The 22,330-nt window shown below is 52.9% G+C and carries 16 protein-coding genes, 1 rRNA gene and 1 riboswitch; of the genes, 4 read left to right on the plus strand and 13 right to left on the minus strand.

Annotated features, from left to right (window positions below; all coding sequences use genetic code 11):
* Nucleotides 1–42 precede the first annotated feature (42 nt).
* Nucleotides 43–230, plus strand: a riboswitch (Lysine riboswitch).
* 109 nt (nt 231–339) lie between these two features.
* Together lysC and panS are read left to right on the plus strand one after the other, a co-directional pair.
* Nucleotides 340–1,728 carry a lysine-sensitive aspartokinase 3 gene (gene lysC / locus J1778_RS21660; RefSeq protein ID WP_217174909.1) on the plus strand — a complete coding sequence of 463 codons (1,389 nt, stop codon included), beginning with the start codon at nt 340–342 and terminating at the stop codon, nt 1,726–1,728.
* Between the two features lie 92 nt (nt 1,729–1,820).
* Nucleotides 1,821–2,738 (plus strand): ketopantoate/pantoate/pantothenate transporter PanS, encoded by a 918-nt coding sequence (panS, locus tag J1778_RS21665; RefSeq protein WP_217174910.1) that lies wholly within the window; start codon nt 1,821–1,823, stop codon nt 2,736–2,738.
* A 65-nt stretch (nt 2,739–2,803) separates the two neighbouring features.
* On the opposite strand, the gene J1778_RS21670 is transcribed toward panS, so the two are convergent.
* The 7 genes from J1778_RS21670 to J1778_RS21700 all read right to left on the minus strand — a co-directional run bounded on the left by J1778_RS21670 (nt 2,804) and on the right by J1778_RS21700 (nt 9,738).
* A complete protein-coding gene (locus tag J1778_RS21670; RefSeq protein ID WP_217174911.1) occupies nt 2,804–4,456 on the minus strand; it encodes a Na/Pi cotransporter family protein in 1,653 nt (550 codons plus the stop codon).
* 15 nt (nt 4,457–4,471) lie between these two features.
* Complete coding sequence (locus J1778_RS21675) at nt 4,472–5,128, minus strand: HAD family hydrolase (protein WP_217174912.1); 657 nt, start codon at nt 5,126–5,128, stop codon at nt 4,472–4,474.
* Nucleotides 5,125–6,117 (minus strand): ABC transporter ATP-binding protein, encoded by a 993-nt coding sequence (locus tag J1778_RS21680; protein ID WP_217174913.1) that lies wholly within the window; start codon nt 6,115–6,117, stop codon nt 5,125–5,127. The genes J1778_RS21675 and J1778_RS21680 overlap by 4 nt, the downstream gene beginning before the upstream one ends.
* 2 nt (nt 6,118–6,119) lie before the next feature.
* The gene (locus J1778_RS21685) at nt 6,120–6,905 is read right to left on the minus strand and encodes an ABC transporter permease (protein WP_113876665.1); all 786 of its coding nucleotides are present in this window, start codon (nt 6,903–6,905) and stop codon (nt 6,120–6,122) included.
* Between the two features lie 22 nt (nt 6,906–6,927).
* Nucleotides 6,928–7,770 carry an ABC transporter permease gene (locus tag J1778_RS21690; protein ID WP_217174914.1) on the minus strand — a complete coding sequence of 281 codons (843 nt, stop codon included), beginning with the start codon at nt 7,768–7,770 and terminating at the stop codon, nt 6,928–6,930.
* A 26-nt stretch (nt 7,771–7,796) separates the two neighbouring features.
* A complete protein-coding gene (locus tag J1778_RS21695; protein WP_217174915.1) occupies nt 7,797–8,594 on the minus strand; it encodes an alkaline phosphatase family protein in 798 nt (265 codons plus the stop codon).
* A gap of 85 nt (nt 8,595–8,679) precedes the next feature.
* A complete protein-coding gene (locus J1778_RS21700) occupies nt 8,680–9,738 on the minus strand; it encodes an ABC transporter substrate-binding protein (protein WP_217174916.1) in 1,059 nt (352 codons plus the stop codon).
* A gap of 204 nt (nt 9,739–9,942) precedes the next feature.
* Here J1778_RS21700 and J1778_RS21705 point away from each other — a divergent pair, with 204 nt between their 5' ends.
* A complete protein-coding gene (locus J1778_RS21705; protein WP_217174917.1) occupies nt 9,943–10,653 on the plus strand; it encodes a UTRA domain-containing protein in 711 nt (236 codons plus the stop codon).
* A 235-nt stretch (nt 10,654–10,888) separates the two neighbouring features.
* On the opposite strand, the gene metH is transcribed toward J1778_RS21705, so the two are convergent.
* On the minus strand, nt 10,889–14,572 hold the full coding sequence (gene metH / locus J1778_RS21710) for a methionine synthase (protein ID WP_217174918.1): 3,684 nt from the start codon (nt 14,570–14,572) through the stop codon (nt 10,889–10,891).
* 266 nt (nt 14,573–14,838) lie between these two features.
* Between metH and iclR the strand changes: the two genes are divergently transcribed.
* Nucleotides 14,839–15,681, plus strand: a complete 843-nt coding sequence (gene iclR / locus J1778_RS21715) for a glyoxylate bypass operon transcriptional repressor IclR (protein WP_217174919.1) — start codon at nt 14,839–14,841, stop codon at nt 15,679–15,681.
* Between the two features lie 46 nt (nt 15,682–15,727).
* On the opposite strand, the gene aceK is transcribed toward iclR, so the two are convergent.
* From aceK to rrf, 5 genes are all read right to left on the minus strand, one after another.
* Nucleotides 15,728–17,440: a bifunctional isocitrate dehydrogenase kinase/phosphatase gene (gene aceK, locus J1778_RS21720; RefSeq protein WP_217174920.1), complete on the minus strand. Its 1,713-nt coding sequence runs from the start codon at nt 17,438–17,440 to the stop codon at nt 15,728–15,730.
* Nucleotides 17,441–17,494: 54 nt separating this feature from the next.
* Entirely contained in the window at nt 17,495–18,817 is a 1,323-nt protein-coding gene (gene aceA / locus J1778_RS21725) for an isocitrate lyase (RefSeq protein ID WP_217174921.1), read from the minus strand.
* Nucleotides 18,818–18,857: 40 nt separating this feature from the next.
* The gene (gene aceB, locus J1778_RS21730) at nt 18,858–20,456 is read right to left on the minus strand and encodes a malate synthase A (RefSeq protein ID WP_217174922.1); all 1,599 of its coding nucleotides are present in this window, start codon (nt 20,454–20,456) and stop codon (nt 18,858–18,860) included.
* Nucleotides 20,457–20,821: 365 nt separating this feature from the next.
* Nucleotides 20,822–21,751, minus strand: coding sequence for a homoserine O-acetyltransferase MetA (metA, locus tag J1778_RS21735; RefSeq protein WP_217174923.1), 930 nt, complete (start codon nt 21,749–21,751; stop codon nt 20,822–20,824).
* A gap of 459 nt (nt 21,752–22,210) precedes the next feature.
* Nucleotides 22,211–22,326, minus strand: a 5S ribosomal RNA gene (rrf, locus tag J1778_RS21740).
* Between the last annotated feature and the right edge of the window lie 4 nt (nt 22,327–22,330).

Raw genomic sequence — 22,330 nt, forward strand, 5'->3', positions numbered from 1 at the left:
TAACCCGTTATTCCTAAGCACCTAACTCACGCGCGTGTCGCGTGAGCCAGAAGAGGCGCGTCGCCCAGGAAGTGTATCGGAGGAGCCGAATCCTACGAAGGTACATCAGGGGGAGCGACGCCGAGGTCTGAAGCCCGCGGCAGGCATATGATCGACTACAGGGGCTGAATCCCCTGGGTTGTCACCGGGCATCCGAGAGGATGTCGACAAGGTGGGGCGCTTCTGGGTGTATCGTAGCATTTCTACGTCTGCCCCCTTCCCGCTCTCCCCTTGTGCCAATTCTTAAAGTTTATGGAATAGATGGCCGTCTGGTATGACGACCCTGACACGAGGTTTTACATGAATTACGCAGCAACCCGCAACGCCAACCCGCAGCCTCTGGGCAACGTTATCGTCGCCAAATTCGGCGGTACCAGCGTAGCGGATTTCGACGCCATGAATCGCAGTGCAGATATCGTTCTGTCGCGCCCTGAAGTGCGTCTGGTTGTTCTCTCCGCCTCTGCGGGCGTCACCAATTTATTAGTCGAGCTGGCCGAAGGCAAAGAAGCTGAGCGCCGGGCGTTCCTGCTTGATGAAATTCGCCGTATCCAGAATGCCATTATCGACCGGCTTGACAATCCGACGGTGATCCGCGAAGAGCTGGGCCGCATGCTGGAAAACATCGCGATGTTATCCGAAGCCGCCAGCCTCGCGACATCAACGGCGCTGACTGACGAACTGGTCAGCCACGGCGAGCTGATGTCTACCCTGCTGTTTGTTGAAATCATCCGCCAGCGCAACGTGCCGGTGGAATGGTTCGACGTGCGTAAAATCATGCGCACCAACGATCGTTTCGGTCGTGCAGAGCCGGACACGCAGGCACTGAGCGAGCTCACCGTGCAGCAACTGCAACCGCGCCTGCAGGACGCGCTGGTCATCACACAAGGCTTTATCGGTTCTGAAGGCAAAGGCCGCACCACGACACTTGGCCGTGGCGGCAGTGACTATACAGCGGCGTTGCTGGGCGAAGCGCTGAGCGCCGTCCGTGTCGATATCTGGACGGACGTACCGGGGATTTACACCACCGATCCACGTCTGGTGCCCGCGGCAAAACGCATTGATCATATCGCCTTTGAAGAAGCCGCTGAAATGGCGACATTTGGCGCGAAAGTTCTGCATCCTGCCACATTACTGCCGGCAGTACGTCGCGGGATCCCGGTGTTTGTCGGGTCGAGCAAAGATCCGTCGGGCGGTGGCACGTTAGTGTGTGATACCACTGACAACCCGCCGCTATTCCGCGCGATTGCCCTGCGTCGCAGACAAACGCTGGTCACGCTGCACAGCCTGAGCATGTTGCATTCACGCGGTTTCCTCGCCGAAGTGTTTGGCATTCTGGCGCGTCACAGCATTTCCGTGGATCTCATTACCACATCCGAAGTCAGCGTAGCGCTGACGCTGGATACCACCGGTTCGACCTCTTCTGATGCCAGCCTGCTGACCACCTCGCTGCTGACAGAATTATCCTCACTGTGCCGCGTGGAAGTGGAAGAAAATCTGGCGCTGGTCGCCATCATCGGCAACAAGCTGTCGCAGGCCTGTGGCGTTGGCAAAGAAGTATTCGGCGTGCTGGATCCGTTCAATATCCGCATGATTTGCTACGGCGCAAGCAGTTACAACCTGTGCTTCCTGGTGCCGGGCAATGATGCCGATCAGGTCGTTAAAACTCTACACCGTAACCTGTTCGAATAACGACGGGCGCGGTATCTGAGAAGACCGGGCCATGTGCCCGGTCTTTTTTTGTCTGTACTTTTGCAAAACAACAAAGACAAGGATCATCCTCAATGTTAGCCAAAATAACCCGCCTGTTTCCGCTGTGGGCCTTGCTGTTATCCGTCGCGGCCTATTATTCGCCCGGCACATTCACCCCAATCGGCCCGCACGTTTCCACACTGCTGATGCTGATTATGTTCGCGATGGGCGTTACCCTCGAATTCGGTGATTTCAAACGCGTGCTTTCCCGTCCCGGCCCGGTTGCCGCGGCGACGTTCCTGCATTATCTGGTGATGCCGCTGGCGGCATGGGTGCTGGCAAAGCTGTTCCATATGCCTGCAGATTTATCGGCGGGCATGATCCTGGTCGGCAGCGTTGCCAGCGGAACGGCTTCTAACGTGATGATTTATCTTGCCAAAGGTGACGTTGCGCTTTCCGTGACCATTTCTGCGGTTTCCACGCTGGTGGGCGTTTTCGCTACACCACTGCTGACACGTTTGTATGTCGATACGCACATCAAAGTGGATGTGGAAGGCATGCTGCTGAGCATTTTGCAGATCGTGGTTATCCCGATTTTAGCCGGTCTGATTATTCATCATCTGTTCACGAAAACCGTGAAACGTATTGAACCGCTGCTGCCGCTTTTCTCCATGATTTGCATCGTGGCCATTATCAGCGCCGTGGTAGCGGGCAGTCAGGGCTTTATCGGTTCCGTCGGACTTATCGTGATAGTAGCGGTCATTCTGCACAACGGTATTGGCCTGCTGAGCGGATACTGGGGCGGGAAGCTGTTTGGCTTTGACGAAACCACCTGCCGCACACTGGCGATGGAAGTCGGGATGCAGAACTCAGGCTTAGCTGCCACGCTGGGGAAAATCTACTTCACTCCGCTGGCTGCATTGCCGGGCGCGCTGTTCTCGGTCTGGCACAATCTCTCAGGCTCGTTGCTGGCCGGTTACTGGTCCGGTAAACCGGTTAAAAAAGACTAACTGACCATCCATAAAACAACGGGCGCTTTTTACAGCACCCGTTGTTTTCTTGACGAACAATGATGTTAAACCCGTTTCATGTCGTCATTCGGTTCGCGCTGCTCATCTTCCTGCTCGTCCTGATCCAGCACGTTATACGCCACCGCACAGAACAGCGAATTCAGACGTTTCATGTCACCCAGCAGACCGAGATGCAGCGAACTGGTTTCGATGCTTTGCACGTTATGCTGATGCAAACGGTCAACGTGGGCGTGCGCATAACGCCGGTCGAGAATACGGAAACGGTGTTTAGAACGGCGCAGACGGCGCGCACTGGTCAGGTCATTCGACAGAAAAACACCCAGACTCAGACGCAGGTTATCCTGCAATTTTTCATGTAGAGCATCCAGCTCCACCAGCCCTTCCGGCGAAAATGCCCGGCGCGTGGCGTGAGATTTGGCAGTGATATCGCCGGTCATGCGCTCGATAATGTCACCGGCCTGTTCGAGGTTCAGCGCCATTTCAATGATTTCAGCCCAGCGGCGGGAATCATCTTCGCCAAGACCTTCTTTATTGATTTGTGCCAGATACAGCTTGATGGCGGTGTAAAGCACATCCACATCATCGTCGAGACGGCGTACTTCGCGGTCCTGCGCCAGTTTACCGTGCATCACTTCGCGGTTGAGGATCAGCATATGCTCGACCACGTCACCCATACGCAACGTTTCACGCGCGGCATTAGCCAGCGCCAGCGTCGGGGTATCGATCGCGCTGACATCCAGATGGCGCGGACGCAAACGTGGATCATCTTCCGGCACATCGGCAATCATCATCTGGCAAATCTTTGCCATCGGCGCGGTCAGTGGCACCATCGCCAGACAGCGGATCAGGTTGTAGAACATGTGAAAATAAATCACCAGTTCTTCGTCCGGAATGCCAAGACGCGCCAGTTGCGTCGAAAGCGGCCCGACAAACGGCAGCACAATCACTAAACCAATCAGTTTAAACAGCGTACTGCCCAGCGCGACACGTCGGCCTGCGGCGTTCATTTTGCTGGCATTGATCATCGCCAGCAGCCCGCTGCCAAGGTTGGCACCAATCACCAGACACAACGATACTTTGAGCGAGATAACGCCGGTCGCTGCGAGCGTTGCCGTCAGCAACACCGCCGCCAGACTGGAATAACTGATGATCGCAAACACTGCGCCGGTCAGCGCATCGAGCAGCACATCACCGGTCAGGGATGAAAACAGCACTTTCACGCCGGACGCCTGCATGATCGGCGTTGCCGCGCCCACAATCAGTTCCAGCGCCAGTAAAATCAGACCCAGCCCGATACAGACACGCCCCATTTGTCCGGCGCGGGTTTGTTTACGGCTGAGGAAGAAGGCCACGCCGACGAAAATCAGCAGCGGGGAAAGCCAGGAGAGATCGAACGTCAGGATACGCGCCATCACGGCGGTCCCGACATCTGCGCCGAGAATAATCACCAGCGCCGGTGCCAGAGCAACAAGCCCCTGCGACACAAATGAAGTGACCAGCAGCGCCGTCGCATTACTGCTTTGTACCAGTGCGGTCACGCCAATACCGGCGACAAACGCCAGCGGTTTTTTCTCGACACTGTTACTCAGAACACGCCGCAGATTGGCGCCAAAAACGCGCATGATGCCGGTACGCACAATGTGCGTACCCCATACGAGTAAAGAAATAGCAGATAACAGATGCAAAAGGGTTAACACGAAAGAACAGCTCCATTAACGCCAGGCATAGACCGGCCATCCTGCCTGCCGGGCGTGCTGGAGCAGGATGGCGTCCGGATTCACCGCCACCGGCTGACCCACACGGGTCAGTAATGGCAGATCATTATGGGAATCCGAATAGAAACTGGCTTGTTGCAGCAGGGAATCGTCCTGATTGATGAGTTCAAGCAACCGCGAAACTTTGCCTTCACGATAGGTCATCGTCCCCTGCGTGGCGCCGGTAAAGCGCCCGTCTTTTATTTCCACACCAATCGCCAGCGTTTCCTCAACACCGAGGTAACGGGCAATCGGCTGCACCAGATGCTCTCCGGACGCGGAAATAATCACAGTCCGGTCGCCCTGTGCGCGGTGAGCGGCCAGACACTCACGCGCCTGCGCATAAATGCGCGGTGCAATCACAGCCTGAATATAACCCGCGACCATTGCCGCGACGTCACTTTCGCTGCGTCCGGTAAGTGGTGCCAAAGTACAGCGCATGTACTCCTGCATATCCATCTTACCCACGGCATATTGTTGCATCAGCGCGGCATCCTGTTGCAGGAAAGCCTGCTCATCTGCCACCCAGCCATTCGCCACCATATAGGCAGACCAAAGACTGGAACAGTCGCCGCTAATCAGGGTTTCATCGAGATCAAACAGCGCCAGTTTCATGCAACTTCCCGTAACGTAACAAGATCTAACTGTAGACCAATATCGCTGCCATCGGCGCGAAGTGAAGCCACAGATCGGTTTAAGACATCCACAGAAAGCTCGACACCGTGCGCTAAAACACGATAGCGCACCACGTTGCCAAGCAGGCTGTGGCTGAGAATTTTAGCCGGAATGCCTTCAATCAGTTCGCATATCGTCACCGACTCCGGACGGATGGCGACGCGGCCCGTATACGTAATGCCGGTCAGTGCCATCGCCTGTTCAGGACTCAGCAGGTTGTAGCTGCCGATAAAGCCCGCGGCAAACGCATCCACGGGCTCAGTATACAGGGTTTCGGCATCGGCATTTTGGACGATTTGACCTTTGTTCATCAGCACAATCCGGTCTGACATGGTCAGCGCTTCTTCCTGATCGTGAGTGACGAAAATCGCCGTCAGGTTCATTTCGCGCTGAATGCGGCGGATTTGCTCACGCAAATGCTTACGGATACGGGCATCGAGCGCGGAAAGGGGTTCATCGAGCAGAAGCAGACGCGGCTGAGTCACCAGCGAGCGCGCCAGCGCCACACGCTGACACTGACCGCCGGAAAGCTGATGCGGATAACGTTTGGCGTAATCGTTCATCTCCACCAGTTCCAGCACTTCGCCCACGCGTCGATGAAGTTCGGAAGCAGGTATCTTTTGCATTTTCAAACCAAACGCGACGTTGGCTTCCACCGTCATATTAGGAAACAGCGCGTAGCTCTGGAAGACCATGCCGATGCCGCGCTGTTGTGGGGGTAACGGCACGATATCCTGCCCCTGGATCAGAATTTTTCCGCTATCGACCGACGTCAGGCCGGCCAGACAGCGCAGCAACGTGGATTTCCCGCAGCCACTTGGCCCCAGCAGCGTGACGAATTCGCCCTCTTCTGCTGAAAAATCGATGTTGTTGAAAATCTGCGTCGGACCGTAAGACTTATTGAGTTGAGTGACCTGCAAATACGACATAATCAGCTCTTTCCTTTGTTCAGCATGTTCGCCACCCAGGTGAAAATCAGGACGACCATGAAATAGGAGATGACCAATGCGCTGGTGAAATGGCCACTGCCATTGCGCATGTTATAGAGATAAACCTGCACCGTTTCATAGCGGCTGCCCGCCAGCAGATTGGCGAATACGAATTCCCCGATCAGGAACGAGAACGACAGCAGCACGGCAATCATTCCTCCCTTGCGTAAGTTCGGTAAAACCACCAGCAGCGCGGCTTTCCAGGTGCTGGCACCAAGCAGGTGCGCCGCATCCATCAGATCACGCAGGTTTATCGCCTGCATATTGTTGGAGATGGCGCGATAGATAAACGGCAAGGCGATGGTGAAATAACAGCCGATCAGGATCCACGGTGTGCCGGTCAGCGCCAGCGGCTCAGCGGAATAGAGCTGCATCAGCCCCACCGATGACACCACCGGCGGCACGGCGAACGGCAACAGGATCAGGATATTCATTAGCGCATCGAGCTTCGGGAAATAGTAAGCAATCACAAACATCAGTGGCAGGATCAACACCAGCGACAGGAAAAGCGTGCCGAAACAAACCAGCAGCGAGTGCCATAGCGCAATCAGGAAGCGCGGATCGCTCCACAGTTCCACCAGCCATTTGAGCGTAAAACCGCTCGGCAAAATGGTAGCTCCCCATTCCAGCACCAGCGCATACACCAGCGTCGCCAGCAACGGCAACATCAGGACAATCAGTAAAACCCAGATCACCACACGGTGGTAAATCGCTTCAGAGCGCGACATCTTACGTTCCTTATTAAGGCAATCAGCTGCGCTGACTGAGATAACTTTTGCGTAATAACCACTGATGAATCAGCGTGATAAACGCCATCAGCACCACCAGTAACATCGCCAGCGCACTGCCCATATTCGGGTCGAGTGAAATATCTCCCGACACCAGCGCGGCGATACGTACCGGCACCACGTTAAAGTTGCCGGTGGTCAGCGCGTACACCGTGGCATACGCGCCCAGTGCGTTGGCGAGCAAAATCACAAAGGTCCCCAGAAGCGCCGGGAACAGCACCGGAATGCCGATATGCCGCCAGTAACTCCAGCGCCCCGCACCCAGCAACGCCGCAGATTCACGCCAGTCTTCGCGCAGGGCATCAAAGGCCGGATACATCAGCAACACCCCAAGAGGGATCTGGAAATAGGTATAGAGAACAATCAGCCCGTCTTTCGAATACAGGTCAAAATGTTCCATCAGGCCATATTTTTTCAGCAGCAATGTCAGGCAGCCGTTCAGGCCGAGCAGAATCACAAAGGCGAACGCCAGCGGTACGCCCGCGAAGTTGCTGGTCATGTTGGTAAATGACATTACGAAATCATGAAGCTTTGTCGGCCCTAACTGGCGAAGTGAGTAACTGCCCACTAACGCAATAAGCAAACCGTACAAACTCGACCAGATGGAAATATCCAGCGAGAAGCGCATCGCCTGCAAATAAAACGGTGACGTCAGAATGTCGCTGTAATTGCCCAGTCCCCAGGCTTCATAGGTTTCGCTGTAAAAGCTGCTCACCGCAATCCAGGCCAGCGGAGCCAGCTGAAAAGCGATGAAAAATACCAGAAATGGCAACATAAACAGCGCCGCAATCCACTTAGCTTTCATCGGTTATCCTCTAAAAGTGACGGGATTCAGGCCAGTAATGCCGTGCAATGTGGCTTGTCGTGGGCAATATTCAGGATCTGACAAAGGGTTCCGCACAGCTCAGTCTGCAGCGGTGCGGCATCTTTGAAGCTGAACGCACTGCCGAAGACGAACAGCGGCACCTGGCGCTCTTCCGGCAAAATACCGCCGTGGCTGCGGTCATCATTCATGCCGTGGTCGGCGGTCACAATCACCTGATAACCCGCATCCAGCCAGCCGCCCAGATAGCGCGACAGAATACCGTCCGCCGTTCGCGCTTTGTTGCGATATTGCGGCGTCGACAGGCCGAATTTATGGCCGGCATCATCAATGTTCATCGGGTGGATCAGCAGAAAATCGGGATCATGGCGGCGGCGAAGACTTTCTGCATCGTCGAACAAATGCGAATCAGGGTAAGCGTCATCATAATAAAAATGACCGTGCTGGATAGGCAGCGACTCATCGCTGGTATGGCGGTCACACGGCGGGTCAAACGGTGTGCGGTTATACAACTCGCTGACCCAATGATAAGCCGCAGCCGCCGTCGTCAGACCGGCTTCGCGGGCATAATGGAAAATACTGCGTTGCGTGGATAACCGGTCAACATGGTTATGCACAATACCACTCACTACCGGCGTGATGCCGGTGAGAATGCATTCATAAAGTGGCCGGGACAGCGATGGCAGTTCGCATTCCAGTTGGTACAAGCGGCCGCGTCCTGCGGCACACTGAGCCTGTAAATAACCCATTGCGTCGCGACTGACCTGATAATTCAGGCCGTCGAGTACTACCAGAATACTTTTCATTACACTTATGCCTTTCGTTTCATACAGGTGTTGTAATTGAACCAATGCTTTCGCTGTCCGGTTTTTCTTATTTTTGCTTAAAGATTTACTGCTGCATGTTGATCATGACGTTTTCCTGCCACAGACGAGGCAAGGTTTTTGCGCTCTTATCCCAGGCAGCCGGATCGGCAATCGGGTGAGCATTTTTGTATTCGCTGGAAGGCAGCAGTTTGGCTTTTGCATCGTCAGGCAGAGTGATGTGGTCAGCACGGATTGGACGGGCATAACCCTGCGCTAAGTTGATCTGTCCCGCATCTGAGAAGATATATTCACGCGCCAGTTTGGCGGCGTTAGGGTGTTTGGCGAATTTGTTGATGATGGTGGTATAGCCGGAAGTGATGGTGCCATCAGAGGGGATCACCACGTCGAAGCGGGTCTTGTCGATTTTGTCGCGATAGCTAAGACCATTGAAATCCCAGACCACGCCAACCTGCACTTCACCTTTTTCCAGAGAAGCAATGACCGGGTTAGTCAGGCTAAGACGCCCTGCTTTCGCCAGTTTGCCGAAATATTCCAGACCCGGTTTCAGATCCTTTTCGTTCCCGCCCATCGCGTAGGTTGCCGCCAGAACACCGTTCGCGGCCTGTGCTGCGGTACTCACATCACCAATGGTGACTTTATATTTGCTGTTCAGCAAATCAGCCCAGCTGTGCGGCTCATCTTTAACCTGTGATTTGTCGATGATAAACGCAATTGTGCCGGTGTAAGCGAGTGCCCACATACCGTCTTTATCTTTCGCCCAGTCTGGCACCTGATCCCAGGTGGTGGGTTTATAAGGCTGAGTGACGCCTTTAGAAACAGCAACCGGACCAAAGGCCGCACCCACATCACCGATATCGGCGCTGGCATTGTCTTTTTCCGCCAGGAATTTCGCGATTTCCTGCGCGGAGCTCATGTCGGTATCGCTGTGTTTCAGGCCGTATTTGGTATTCAGATCACTCCAGGTGGCTTTCCAGTTCGCCCAGTCATCAGGCATACCGACGCTGTTTACGGTTCCTTCGGCTTGCGCCGCTTTCAGGAGTGCAGCAGGAGGTTCAGCGGCAAATGCCGAAGAAGCGGAGAGGACAAGCGCGCTGGTTAACACAGAAGCGAACAACTGTTTCATAACGGATGCTCCGGATGGTAGTGTGTGTGAAGTGCTGGTCTAGTCCAGCAAGAACCAAGCCAATCTAACGCTCAATTGTGATAATTATATGTCAGCGTGAAAAAGCAGCAGTTTTAAGCTTATAGCTGTTAACAAGCGCACACTATTTACACAATGAAGATTCAGATTGGTGCAAAAATGCACTGAAATGAGGCTTGCTGACCGATGAGTGAAACGCAGACCACCCTTGCTGTTATCTGCAAGGCATTGAGCGAAAGTATTGCGGCCGGGGCATTTTCTGCCGAGGGAAGGCTGCCTTCTGAGCGGGCGTTGAGTGAACAATTTTCCACAACCCGTATCACGTTACGGGAAGCATTAAGCCAGCTCGAAGCACAGGGGCTGATTTACCGGGAAGTACGCCGGGGCTGGTTTGTGTCACCTCCGCGCATTGTCTACAACCCGCTGCAAAGAAGTCACTTTCACGCGATGGCGAAAGATCAGGGACGTAGCGCGCAGACCAAAGTGATCGATGCGAAGCATTGCAGGGCCAGTGATACGGTCTGCCAGAAGTTACTGTTACCGTCAGAGAGTGAGGTGATATGTATCCGCCGGTTGCGTTATATCGATAAACGCCCGGTTTTGTACGTCGAGCACTATCTTAATCCGCTGTATTTTCAGGGCATTCTTGACGCAGATCTCACGACATCACTGACTGATTTGTATGCATCCCACTATGACATCCATTATGGCCGCGTGCGTTTCGACATGGTGCCAACTTTGCTGCCAGAACAAGCGTCACATGCACTGAAAGTCGCTTCCGGCAGTCCGGCGCTGTTTATTACGCGTATTAACCGTGACCAGCATGACCGGGTCATCGACTGCGATCTGGAATACTGGCGCTATGACGCGCTGCACATTGATGTGGAAGTGAACTGATTTAAAGAAGCAGAGAAATGGCCGGTGGAAACGGACGAGGGCTGAGGATGAATGTCAGAATCAATGAAAACAAGCAGATCGTAAAGACGCCGTAAAATCACCCCTGATGGCTCGAACCGCGCCATTCATGGCGCGGACGCTTTACTCTTCTGCCTGTTTTCACTTCCAGAGAGCGGGAGTATTAAGGTTTATCTGCCAGCTGTAAATGCCCGTGAATCCGCGGACATTTACAAGATCAGTCGGCGTCATAACCTAAGTTTGGCGCCAGCCAGCGTTCGACTTCTGCGACCGGCATATTTTTACGCACTGCATAATCCTCAACCTGATCACGCTGAATCTGCGCCACGGCGAAATATTTGCTGTCAGGATGACTGAAATACCAGCCTGATACCGCCGCGCCCGGCCACATCGCAAAGGATTCTGTGAGTTGCATACCGGTGTTGGCTTCCACATCCAGTAGTTTCCAGATCTGGCCTTTTTCAGTGTGCTCAGGACAGGCAGGATAACCAGGAGCCGGACGGATCCCCTGATAATTCTCGCGAATAAGTTCTTCATTGCTCAGATTTTCTGTCGGCGCAAAGCCCCAGTAAACCTTACGTACTTTTTCATGCAGGTATTCTGCGAACGCTTCTGCCAGACGGTCTGCCAGCGCTTTAATCATGATTTTATTGTAATCATCATGCTGCTTGTCATACGCCTCAGCCAGCGCGTCTTCTTCCAGCCCACCGGTAACGGCAAACGCGCCCATGTAATCTTTCTTGCCGCTGGATTTAGGCGCAACAAAGTCCGCCAGACAGTAGTTGGCGAAGTCAGTTTTTTCTGTTTGCTGACGTAAATGATGGCTGACGACCAGCACGTCTTCACGACGTTCATCGCTATAGATTTCAATGTCATCGCCCTTGCGGTTTGCCGGGAACAAACCGACGACACCACGCGGGTTAAGCAATTTATCTATGGATAGTTTATCCAGCAGGTCATTGGCATCTTTGAACAACCGCTTTGCCTCTTCACCGACGACTTCGTCTTCAAGAATGCGCGGATATTTACCGGCCAGCGACCAGGTCATGAAGAACGGCGTCCAGTCGATGTAATTTCGCAGCGTTTCAATGCTGGCTTCCACTTTCTGGATACCCAGCCGGTGAGCGACAGGCGGCGTGTAATTGTCCCAGTCGATGATCATCGCGTTATCGCGGGCGACCTCAAGGCTGACCGGCGGTGTGCGGGGCTTTTTACGACCATGCTGGATACGCACGGTGTCGTACTCTTTGCGTGTTCTTTCGATAAAGGCTTCACGCTGATCTTTTGACAGCAACGCAGACACCACGCCGACAGAACGCGATGCGTTTTGCACATAACAAGTCACGCCACTGTAGTTTTGTTCGATTTTAACCGCGGTGTGCGCTTTTGAGGTGGTCGCGCCGCCAATCAGCAACGGCATGGTGAAACCACGTCGCTCCATCTCTTTCGCCACGTTGACCATTTCGTCGAGCGACGGCGTAATCAGACCCGAAAGCCCGATGATATCCACATTTTCTTCAATGGCCGTTTTCAGGATTTTGTCGGTCGGCACCATCACACCGAGATCGATAATCTCGTAGTTATTACACTGCAGCACCACACCAACGATGTTTTTGCCGATGTCATGCACGTCGCCTTTGACCGTCGCCAGCAAGATTTTGCCGTTGGTCTGGCCCTTCTCCTTGCTGGCTTCGATGTACGGCTCGAGGTAGGCCACGGCCTGCTTCATTACGCGTGCGGATTTCACCACCTGCGGCAGGAACATTTTACCGGCACCAAACAGGTCACCGACAACATTCATGCCGTCCATCAGCGGACCTTCAATCACTTCAATAGGCCGCGCAGCCAGCTGGCGACACTCTTCGGTATCCAGTTCGATAAATTCGGTAATGCCTTTCACCAGAGAATATTCAAGGCGTTTTTTGACTTCCCAGCTGCGCCATTCCGCCTGCTGTTTACTCGCTTCGCCATCGTCTTTGCTGCCACGATATTTTTCGGCAAGTTCAAGCAGACGCTCAGTACCATCGTCGCGGCGGTTGAGGATCACATCTTCAACGGCGTCGCGCAGTTCAGCAGGTAAATCATCATAAATCGCCAACTGACCGGCGTTGACGATGCCCATATCCATACCGTTGCGGATGGCGTGATACAGGAACACAGCATGAATGGCTTCACGCACCGGTTCGTTGCCACGGAACGAGAAGGAAACGTTGGAAACACCACCGGAAATCAGCGCATGCGGCAGCTGTGCTTTGATATCGGCGCAGGCTTCGATGAAATCGACAGCGTAGTTGTTGTGTTCTTCAATGCCAGTAGCAACGGCAAAAATATTCGGGTCAAAAATGATATCTTCCGGCGGAAAACCGACTTTTTCTGTCAGCAACTTGTAGGCCCGACGGCAGATTTCAATTTTGCGGGCGCGGGTATCCGCCTGTCCGGTTTCATCGAATGCCATGACGACTACGGCAGCACCATAGCGGCGCACCATGCGGGCGTGATGAAGGAAAGCTTCTTCGCCCTCTTTCATGGAAATGGAGTTAACAATCCCTTTGCCCTGAATGCATTTCAGACCTTTTTCAATGACGTCCCATTTGGAGGAGTCGATCATGATCGGCACACGGGCGATATCCGGCTCACCGGCAATCAGGTTGAGGAAACGCACCATCGCCGCTTCGGCGTCGAGCATCCCTTCATCCATGTTGATGTCGATAATTTGCGCACCACTTTCCACCTGCTGACGGGCTACAGCCAGAGCTTCCGAATACTTTTCTTCTTTAATCAGCCGCTTAAATCGTGCGGAACCTGTGACGTTGGTGCGTTCACCGACGTTAACGAACAGTGTTTGCGGGTTAATAGTCAGCGGTTCAAGCCCCGCCAGACGGCAGGCAACCGGGATAACTGGCAACGCACGTGGCGGCACACCTTCGACGGCTTTCACCATCGCCGCAATATGTGCAGGCGTGGTACCACAGCAGCCGCCGACGATGTTCAGAAAGCCCGAGCGCGCCCATTCGGCTATGTGCTCCGCCATTTCTTTGGCTTCCAGATCGTATTCACCAAAGGCATTGGGCAAACCGGCATTCGGGTGAGCCGTCACATAACATTCTGCAATACGGGATAATTCAGCAACATACTGACGTAATTCATCCGGCCCCAGCGCGCAGTTCAGGCCGAAGGTGAGCGGTTTAACGTGACGCAGTGAGTTATAAAATGCTTCCGTGGTCTGGCCCGATAATGTGCGGCCGGACGCATCAGTAATGGTGCCGGAAACCATCACAGGCAATACAATGCCCATCGCTTCGAACTCACTTTCAACCGCGAATGTGGCGGCTTTGGCGTTGAGCGTGTCAAAGATGGTTTCGATCATGATGAGATCTGCGCCGCCTTCAATCAGCGCACGGGTCGATTCGCGATAGGCTTGGACCAGTTGATCGAAAGACACATTACGGAAGGCGGGATCGTTGACGTCAGGGGAAATCGACGCCGTACGGTTGGTCGGGCCTAACACACCGGCGACGTAACGTGGTTTATCCGGCGTACGGGCGGTCCATTCATCGGCGCACTGACGTGCCAGCCGTGCGGCTTCATAGTTAATTTCAGCCGACAGCGATTCCATATGGTAATCGGCCATCGCGATGGTGGTGGAGTTAAACGTATTGGTTTCGAGAATATCGGCGCCAGCAGCCAGATAACCGTTATGGATCTCGACGATCACTTCAGGTTTTGATAGCACGAGAAGATCGTTATTGCCTTTAAGATCACTTTCCCAGTCAGCAAAACGTTCGCCACGGTAATCTTCTTCTTCCAGACGGTAGCTTTGGATCATGGTGCCCATGCCGCCGTCCAGAACCAAAATGCGCTGTGCCAGTTGCTTATGTAGCGCCTCAACTCGATTAGTCACTTTCACCTCATCACCCGTCACTCACACCCGGCAAATTGTGCATTCATGCGCCGGAAATTATGGTCAACATCCTAGCATACCTTCCCTGACCAAAAGTCCGCGCAGACATGAGACTTTTTCAATACAGGAACGCCTCCCGCAAATGCAATGCAACACATCGGATGAGCGCAAAGGCAGGTTGCGATCCATACTGTAAAAACGAAAACCAATTCCAAAAATGATTTTTTCTTCGCCAGCGTTTGGCGCATCTTACAAGGAACAGGCTCATGGCAACGTCCGTATCGGCTCCGGCCAAACGTGCTAAGAAAACCAAAGGCGCGACTGCAACAAGCAGTGCCGCAACCGGGCAGGTCCAGTCACTGACACGTGGCCTTAAGTTGCTGGAATATATCGCTGAAGCCCAGGGCAGCGTGGCGCTGACAGATCTTGCTCAGCAGGCAGGATTACCGAATTCCACGACCCATCGCCTGCTGACCACTATGCAGCAACAGGGTTTTGTCCGTCAGGTCGGCGATCTGGGTCTGTGGACCATTGGCTCGCACGCTTTTGTCGTCGGCAGCAGTTTCCTGCAGAGCCGGAATTTACTGGCGATGGTGCACCCGATGTTGCGCCGCCTGATGGAAGAGTCTGGCGAAACGGTGAATCTGGCCGTGCTGGATCACAGTGATTATCAGGCGATCATTATCGATCAGGTGCAATGTAATGCGCTGATGAGAATGTCCGCGCCGATTGGCGGAAAATTACCGATGCATGCGTCGGGTGCCGGCAAGGCCTTTCTTTCGACATTACCGGAAGAACGTCTGGCAAAACTACTGCATAAAATTGGCCTGCACAGCTATACGCCGCTGACAAAAACCTCTCCGGCGAACCTGAAGCAGGAACTGGCGGATACGCGTAAGCGTGGCTATGCCTTTGATGACGAAGAACATGCCCTCGGCTTGCGTTGCGTGGCGACCTGCATTTACGACGAGCATAATGATGCGTACGCGGCCATTTCCATCTCGGGCCCGATCTCGCGGATTACCGATGACCGGGTGACGGAGTTGGGTGCGTTGGTGATCCATGCTGCGAAAGAAATTACGCAGGCATATGGCGGCGGGAAACACTGACAGGCTGATGAAATCCCGCCGGAATGTGGCGGGATGAATACGCGTTTTAGCGACGGCTAAAGCGCTGGGAACGGCGATAAGCAAACACATCTTCGACATGCCCTTGACGGATGCGCTGCTGCAAACCGCGCCAGTAGCCAGCGCTGAACAGGTCGTCGTGCAGCGACGCAAAAATCTGGCCAAGACGCTTGTCACTGCACAGGAAATACCGGAATTCTTCCGGGAAAACGTCACCGGGCGCAATGCTGTACCAGGGTTCGCTGGCCAGTTCATCCTCAGGATAACGTGGTGCGGGAATGTCGCGGAAATTCACTTCGGTCATATAGCAGATTTCGTCGTAGTCATAAAACACCACACGACCATGACGGGTCACGCCAAAATTCTTAAACAACATATCGCCGGGAAAGATATTTGCCGCCGCCAGTTGCTTGATGGCATTACCGTATTCTTCAATCACATCATGAAGCTGCGCCTCACTCGCCTGCTCCAGATATAAATTCAGCGGTGTCATACGTCGTTCGATATACAGATGACGCAGCGCAATACTGTCACCCAGATCCTCCATTTTGGCGGGCACTTCGCGCCGTAATTCGTCCCTCAGTTCAGGGCTGATGTTTTTCTTTGGCAGAATAAAATGCTCGAATTCCTGAGTGTCAGCCATCCGCCCTACGCGGTCATGCTCTTTCACTAACTGATAGCAGGCCATGACCTGCGCTTCAGTTACTTCTTTTTGCGGCGCAAAATTATCTTTTATGACTTTGAATACCCGATCACTGCCGGGCAAAGTAAAGACCAGCATGACCATGCCTTTGACACCCGGCGCAATAATAAACGACTCGTCGGTTTGCGCCATAAAGCGTAAGTGCTCCCGGTAGCACTCAGTTTTTGCATGCTTCTGGCAGCCGATGGCGCTGTAAAGTTCAGCGGTGGTTTTCGCCGGTAATATCTCACGCAACCATTCAACCAGCGCACCGGGCTGTGGGGCGTACACCATGAAATATGAGCGGGCAAAACCGAAAACGATGCTGGCATCATTACCTTCAGTAAGACAGGTATCCACAAATAACTGATTCTGATGGCTGAGATGAACCGGCAATAACAGCGGAAATACCTGCGACCCTGCCCTGATTTTTCCGATAATCCACGCGGCCTTATTGCGATAAAAAATCTCGGTGGCGATCTCGATATCTGCATCCGCAAGCCACTCAGCGGAAAAGCGTTGCTGCACTGCCGTGGCAATATAATCAACATCCCGGTTCGCGTCTTCCCATGGTAAACGTACCGGCAGGTCATCAAGCACTTTTGATAATACTGCTATCAGATTGCTCTGCACCGGATATTCACGTGACAGGGGACGGGAACAATTATGTGGTTTCCGGGCAGGCTGCTCGCTGAAAATAAAAAGCTTATCTGTCGTCAGATCACGATGTTTGAATATCCGACAATACACTGAATTAAAGAAACTTTCGGCAATTTCTGCCCGGGGATAATCAGGAAGTAATTCGGAGTAACATTCCTTTATGCGGATCAGGAATGCGGCATCATAAAAGTGCTGGCCGGTGATGCATTTAAGCTGGGCGACGACCAGTCCGACATGGTGATCATACAAATGAATACGTTGCTTCATCGCCGCCTGTACCGCCGGCCAGTTGGCATTTTCGAAGCGTTGCTGTGCCCCCGATGTCACCTCCAGAAAGCGGCCGTACTGTGCGTCGAATCCCTGCAAAATAGTCTGTGCAATCAACAGTTCTATACGCATAGTGGCAACTCCAAAAGAGAAAAAGGCCCGGATTTCCCCGGGCCAGGAAGAGAGTCAGTGCGATGTGGATGAGAATTGCTGTTCTTCGGTAGAACCGGTCAGCGCGGTCACCGAGGAGCGCCCGCCCTGAATGATGGTGGTGACTTTGTCGAAATAGCCCGTTCCAACTTCCTGCTGATGGGTAGCGAAAGTGTAGCCACGACTGATGGCAGCGAATTCCGGTTCCTGCACTTTGTCGACATAGTGCTTCATCCCTTCGCCCTGTGCGTAGGCATGAGCCAGATCGAACATGTTGAACCACATGCTGTGAATGCCCGCCAGCGTGATGAACTGGTACTGATAGCCCATTGCGGCCAGTTGATCCTGGAAACTGGCGATGGTTTTATCGTCGAGATTCTTCTTCCAGTTAAACGATGGCGAACAGTTGTAGGCCAGCAGTTTGCCCGGGAATTTGGCATGAATGGCCTCGGCAAAACGCTGCGCCAGTTTCAAATCCGGCGTTGATGTTTCGCACCACACCACGTCAGCGTATGGCGCATAAGCCAGCCCCCGGCTGATAGCCTGTCCAATACCCGCATGCGTTCTGTAGAAACCTTCATGCGTTCTTTCGCCGGTAATAAACTGGCTGTCATAAGGGTCACAATCGGACGTCAGTAAATCTGCGGCATCGGCATCGGTACGCGCCACCAGCAACGTCGGCACCCCGAGAACATCGGCGGCAAGACGCGCGGAAACCAGTTTCTGCACGGCTTCCTGTGTTGGCACCAGAACTTTTCCGCCCATATGTCCGCACTTTTTAACAGCGGCAAGCTGGTCTTCAAAATGAACCGCTGCAGCACCGGCTTCAATCATGGATTTCATCAGCTCAAAGGCATTGAGTACGCCGCCAAAACCGGCTTCAGCGTCAGCCACAATCGGCAGGAAATAGTCGGTATAACCCTGCTGACCGGGCTCAATGTTATTCGCCCACTGGATCTGATCCGCGCGACGGAAGGTATTGTTAATCCTCGCCACCACTTCAGGTACCGAATTCACCGGATATAACGACTGATCCGGATACATACTGGAAGCGGTATTAGCATCGGCAGCCACCTGCCAGCCGGACAGATAAATGGCTTCAATCCCGGCTTTCGCCTGCTGTAATGCCTGCCCGCCGGTCAGCGCGCCGAGGCAATTCACATAACCTTTACGCGAAGCGCCATGCAGTAAATTCCACAGACGGGTCGCACCGTGCTGAGCCAGCGTACATTCAGGATTTACTGAGCCACGCAGACTGATCACTTCTGCCGCCGTGTAAGGTCGGGTGATATTTTTCCAGCGTGGCTGGTTCCAGGTTTCTTCAAGCTGCTGAATTTGCTGAGTACGGGTTGTTTTCATGGCGAATGCTCCGGTCTTTTTATGTGTAGGGTATGAAGGTTCAGGCCAGCAGCTGATAGCCCGGCAGGGTCAGGAAGTCGATTAACTCGTCCTGTGTGGTGATTTTTTCCATCAGTGCAGCGGCTTGTGTGAAGCGGCCTGCGCTGAAACGCTGCTCGCCCAACTCCTGCTGAATGACCAGCATTTCTTCATTGAGCTGGCGGCGGAACAGCGGTTTGGTGACCGGCTGACCGTCATTTAGCGACTTGCCATGATGGATCCACTGCCAGATCGATGTCCGGGAGATTTCAGCGGTGGCGGCATCTTCCATCAACCCGTAAATCGGCACACAGCCATTACCGGAAATCCAGGCCTCAATGTATTGCACTGCGACGCGGATATTGGCGCGCATACCTTCTTCGGTGCGTTCGCCGGAACAGGGTTCGAGCAATTGTCCGGCAGTAATTTCATCATCTTCTTCCCGTAAGACATCCAGTTGGTTTGAACGGTTACCCAACGCTTTGTCGAACACTTCAAGCACGGTGTCAGCCAGCCCGGGGTGTGCGATCCAGGTACCATCATGTCCGTTATTAGCTTCCAGCTCCTTGTCTGTGCGGACTTTGTTCAGCACCCATTCATTGCGCTTGACGTCTTTGCTGGGGATGAAGGCCGCCATGCCGCCCATGGCAAATGCGCCACGACGGTGACAAGTTTTAATCAGCAGGCGTGAGTACGCACTGAGGAAGGGTTGAGTCATAGTCACAGACTGACGATCGGGTAATACGCGATCAGCATGATTCTTCAATGTTTTGATATAGCTGAAGATGTAATCCCAGCGACCACAGTTCAGGCCGACGATATGATCACGCAGGTGATAAAGGATTTCATCCATCTGGAAAACGGCGGGCAGGGTTTCAATTAGTACCGTCGCTTTAATCGTACCGCGCGATAACCCGGCATAGTCTTCGGCAAAACTGAAGACCTGGCTCCACCAGTCAGCCTCATGATAAGACTGCATTTTTGGCAGATAGAAATAAGGGCCACTGCCTTTTGCCAACAAAGCGCGGTAGTTGTGGAAGAAATACAAAGCAAAATCGAACAGCGAGCCGGGAATCGCTTCACCCTGCCAGGTCACATGCTTTTCGGGTAAATGCAGCCCGCGGACGCGACAGATCAGGATGGCCGGATCAGGTTTGAGCTGATAAATTTTTCCGGATTCATTGGTGTAGGTGATTGTCCCTTTCACCGCGTCGCGTAAATTGATCTGCCCCTCGATGACTTTCTGCCAGTCAGGAGCCAGAGAATCCTCAAAGTCCGCCATAAAGACTTTCACATTGGCATTGAGCGCATTAATCACCATCTTGCGTTCGACAGGGCCGGTGATCTCTACCCGGCGATCCAGCAAATCAGCCGGGATACCGCGTATTTTCCAGTCTGCATTTTTAATGGAATGAGTTTCCGAAATAAAATCAGGTAACGTCCCCTGATCTATCTTCTGCTGTACGGCAATACGGTCGGCCAGTAAGCGGTTACGCAACGGGGTAAAACGTACGACCAGCTCGGACAAAAAATCCACGGCATCTTCGGTCAGAATTTGCGTTTCGCTCTCGCCAAAACGACGCGTAAAGCCAAGATGACTGCGTGTAATTTGCTCTGACATCGCTTTTCTCCTGATTTATCTGCTTAATCTGCCAGACCGCTTCACTGAACAGACACTATTACGGTTTGAAATACACCGGAGATGCACTCATGTTCCTGAGGCAATTTTTCTCTGGTCATTTATTGCCCGATAGATTTAAGCGTAATCAGCAATTCTATAAAATCAAAAACGATTTCCATTTTATTTTTTAAATTGAAAAGTTCTTTTTTTAATCAATAAGATAAGATGAAATAAATTTTTCATGAAATGGTAATGAATTTCGGATCCAGTAATACGTGTGAGAAAGAGAGTAGTTCTGAGAAAGGGATCGAAGGGGTAAGAGCAGACGAACGGTAAGCTCGTCTGCTAAAAGGGATCAGGGGGATTTACTCGAGTGTCGGATTCATCTGGCGGAGATCAAACGGAGTGATCTGATAAACGTAGTAATTCAACCAGTTAGTGAATAACAGATGACCATGACTACGCCAGGTCGCTTTTGGCGCCAACTCGGCGTTATCCTGCGGGAAATAGTTATAAGGCATATCAGGCGATAAACCCGCAGAGACGTCTCGCAGATACTCTCCGGCCAGCGTGCCAGCGTCATATTCAGGATGTCCCGTCACGAAGGCCATACGCTTATCTTTCGTCGCAAAGAGATACGCACCGGCTTCATCGGATTCCGCGAAGATATCCAGATCCGTATGCTGGCGAAGCACATCAGCGGGGAAATCTGCATAACGCGAATGAGGAGCCAGGAAGCTTTCATCGAAACCGCGGGTCAGTAACGCCAGGGGTTGCAGCGTCTGATGAGGATACACCCCTGAGAGCTTAGCCTCACGGGTCATTTTAGGCAGACCGTAAAGCACATTCAGTGCAGCCTGAACCGCCCAGCATACAAACAGCGTAGATGTCACATGCTCTTTCGCCCAGTGAATGACGCGCTCGATTTCTGGCCAGTAGGCCACATCGCAAAAGTCGACCAATCCCAGAGGCGCACCGGTGACGATCAGGCCGTCATAGTTGTCATGCTGAATGTCTTCAAAGTCGCAATAGAAGTTATTGAGGTGCTCAGCAGGGGTATTTTTAGACTCACGACTATCAATGCGAAGTAGCTGCACATCAATCTGCAGAGGAGAGTTGGAAAGCAACCGCAAAAACTGATTTTCAGTCTCAATTTTCTTCGGCATCAGGTTGAGAACCAGCACCTTAAGAGGACGGATTTCCTGCGTTTTCGCACGTGAGGACGTCATGACAAAGACGTTCTCATTGCGCAGGAAATTCACGGCTGGTAGTTCATCTGGAACCCGGATCGGCATAACAACTTCCTCACTGCATCCATTTATACGTTTAGACTTCTAGATAGCCGAAGATAGCGGGTTTTGACTAAGATGTCGAGTCTGCAAGTGGTAAGTGAAAATGTTTCAGCTTCCGTCATTAAATTAGAAGATATGGTTATAAAGGATGAAAATTCAGAGAAGATGAGAGATAAATAGGAGTGGCAGGATCAGGATATGCTTAAGGTTTTAGGACAAATAACGTTCAAAACACCCCAAATTTTACATAGCAAAAAGCTCTGTACGTCAGTACAGGGCTTTCCACTTATTTGATGCCTGGCAGTTGATGACCCACTCCGTGGCTCACCCTTCGGGTCGTTGCTGCGCAACGTTCAAAAGGCTGTGCCTTTTGTCCTACTCTCTTCTCGTGCAGCCAACCACCTGATAGCAACAAAGAGAAAAGCCCCGCACTTTCGTACGGGGCTTTTCTCTTTATTTGATGCCTGGCAGTTCCCTACTCTCGCATGGGGAGACCCCACACTACCATCGGCGCTACGGCGTTTCACTTCTGAGTTCGGCATGGGGTCAGGTGGGACCACCGCGCTAGTGCCGCCAGGCAAA

This window comes from Rahnella bonaserana (assembly GCF_019049675.1).
Taxonomy (GTDB): domain Bacteria; phylum Pseudomonadota; class Gammaproteobacteria; order Enterobacterales; family Enterobacteriaceae; genus Rahnella; species Rahnella bonaserana.

Coding starts and splice junctions, on each gene's coding strand:
- lysC (WP_217174909.1), top strand. CDS start 340: ATGAATTACGCAGCAACCCGCAACGCCAACCCGCAGCCTCTGGGCAAC.
- panS (WP_217174910.1), top strand. CDS start 1,821: ATGTTAGCCAAAATAACCCGCCTGTTTCCGCTGTGGGCCTTGCTGTTA.
- J1778_RS21675 (WP_217174912.1), bottom strand. CDS start 5,128: ATGAAACTGGCGCTGTTTGATCTCGATGAAACCCTGATTAGCGGCGAC.
- J1778_RS21680 (WP_217174913.1), bottom strand. CDS start 6,117: ATGTCGTATTTGCAGGTCACTCAACTCAATAAGTCTTACGGTCCGACG.
- J1778_RS21685 (WP_113876665.1), bottom strand. CDS start 6,905: ATGTCGCGCTCTGAAGCGATTTACCACCGTGTGGTGATCTGGGTTTTA.
- J1778_RS21690 (WP_217174914.1), bottom strand. CDS start 7,770: ATGAAAGCTAAGTGGATTGCGGCGCTGTTTATGTTGCCATTTCTGGTA.
- J1778_RS21695 (WP_217174915.1), bottom strand. CDS start 8,594: ATGAAAAGTATTCTGGTAGTACTCGACGGCCTGAATTATCAGGTCAGT.
- J1778_RS21700 (WP_217174916.1), bottom strand. CDS start 9,738: ATGAAACAGTTGTTCGCTTCTGTGTTAACCAGCGCGCTTGTCCTCTCC.
- J1778_RS21705 (WP_217174917.1), top strand. CDS start 9,943: ATGAGTGAAACGCAGACCACCCTTGCTGTTATCTGCAAGGCATTGAGC.
- iclR (WP_217174919.1), top strand. CDS start 14,839: ATGGCAACGTCCGTATCGGCTCCGGCCAAACGTGCTAAGAAAACCAAA.
- aceK (WP_217174920.1), bottom strand. CDS start 17,440: ATGCGTATAGAACTGTTGATTGCACAGACTATTTTGCAGGGATTCGAC.
- aceA (WP_217174921.1), bottom strand. CDS start 18,817: ATGAAAACAACCCGTACTCAGCAAATTCAGCAGCTTGAAGAAACCTGG.
- aceB (WP_217174922.1), bottom strand. CDS start 20,456: ATGTCAGAGCAAATTACACGCAGTCATCTTGGCTTTACGCGTCGTTTT.
- metA (WP_217174923.1), bottom strand. CDS start 21,751: ATGCCGATCCGGGTTCCAGATGAACTACCAGCCGTGAATTTCCTGCGC.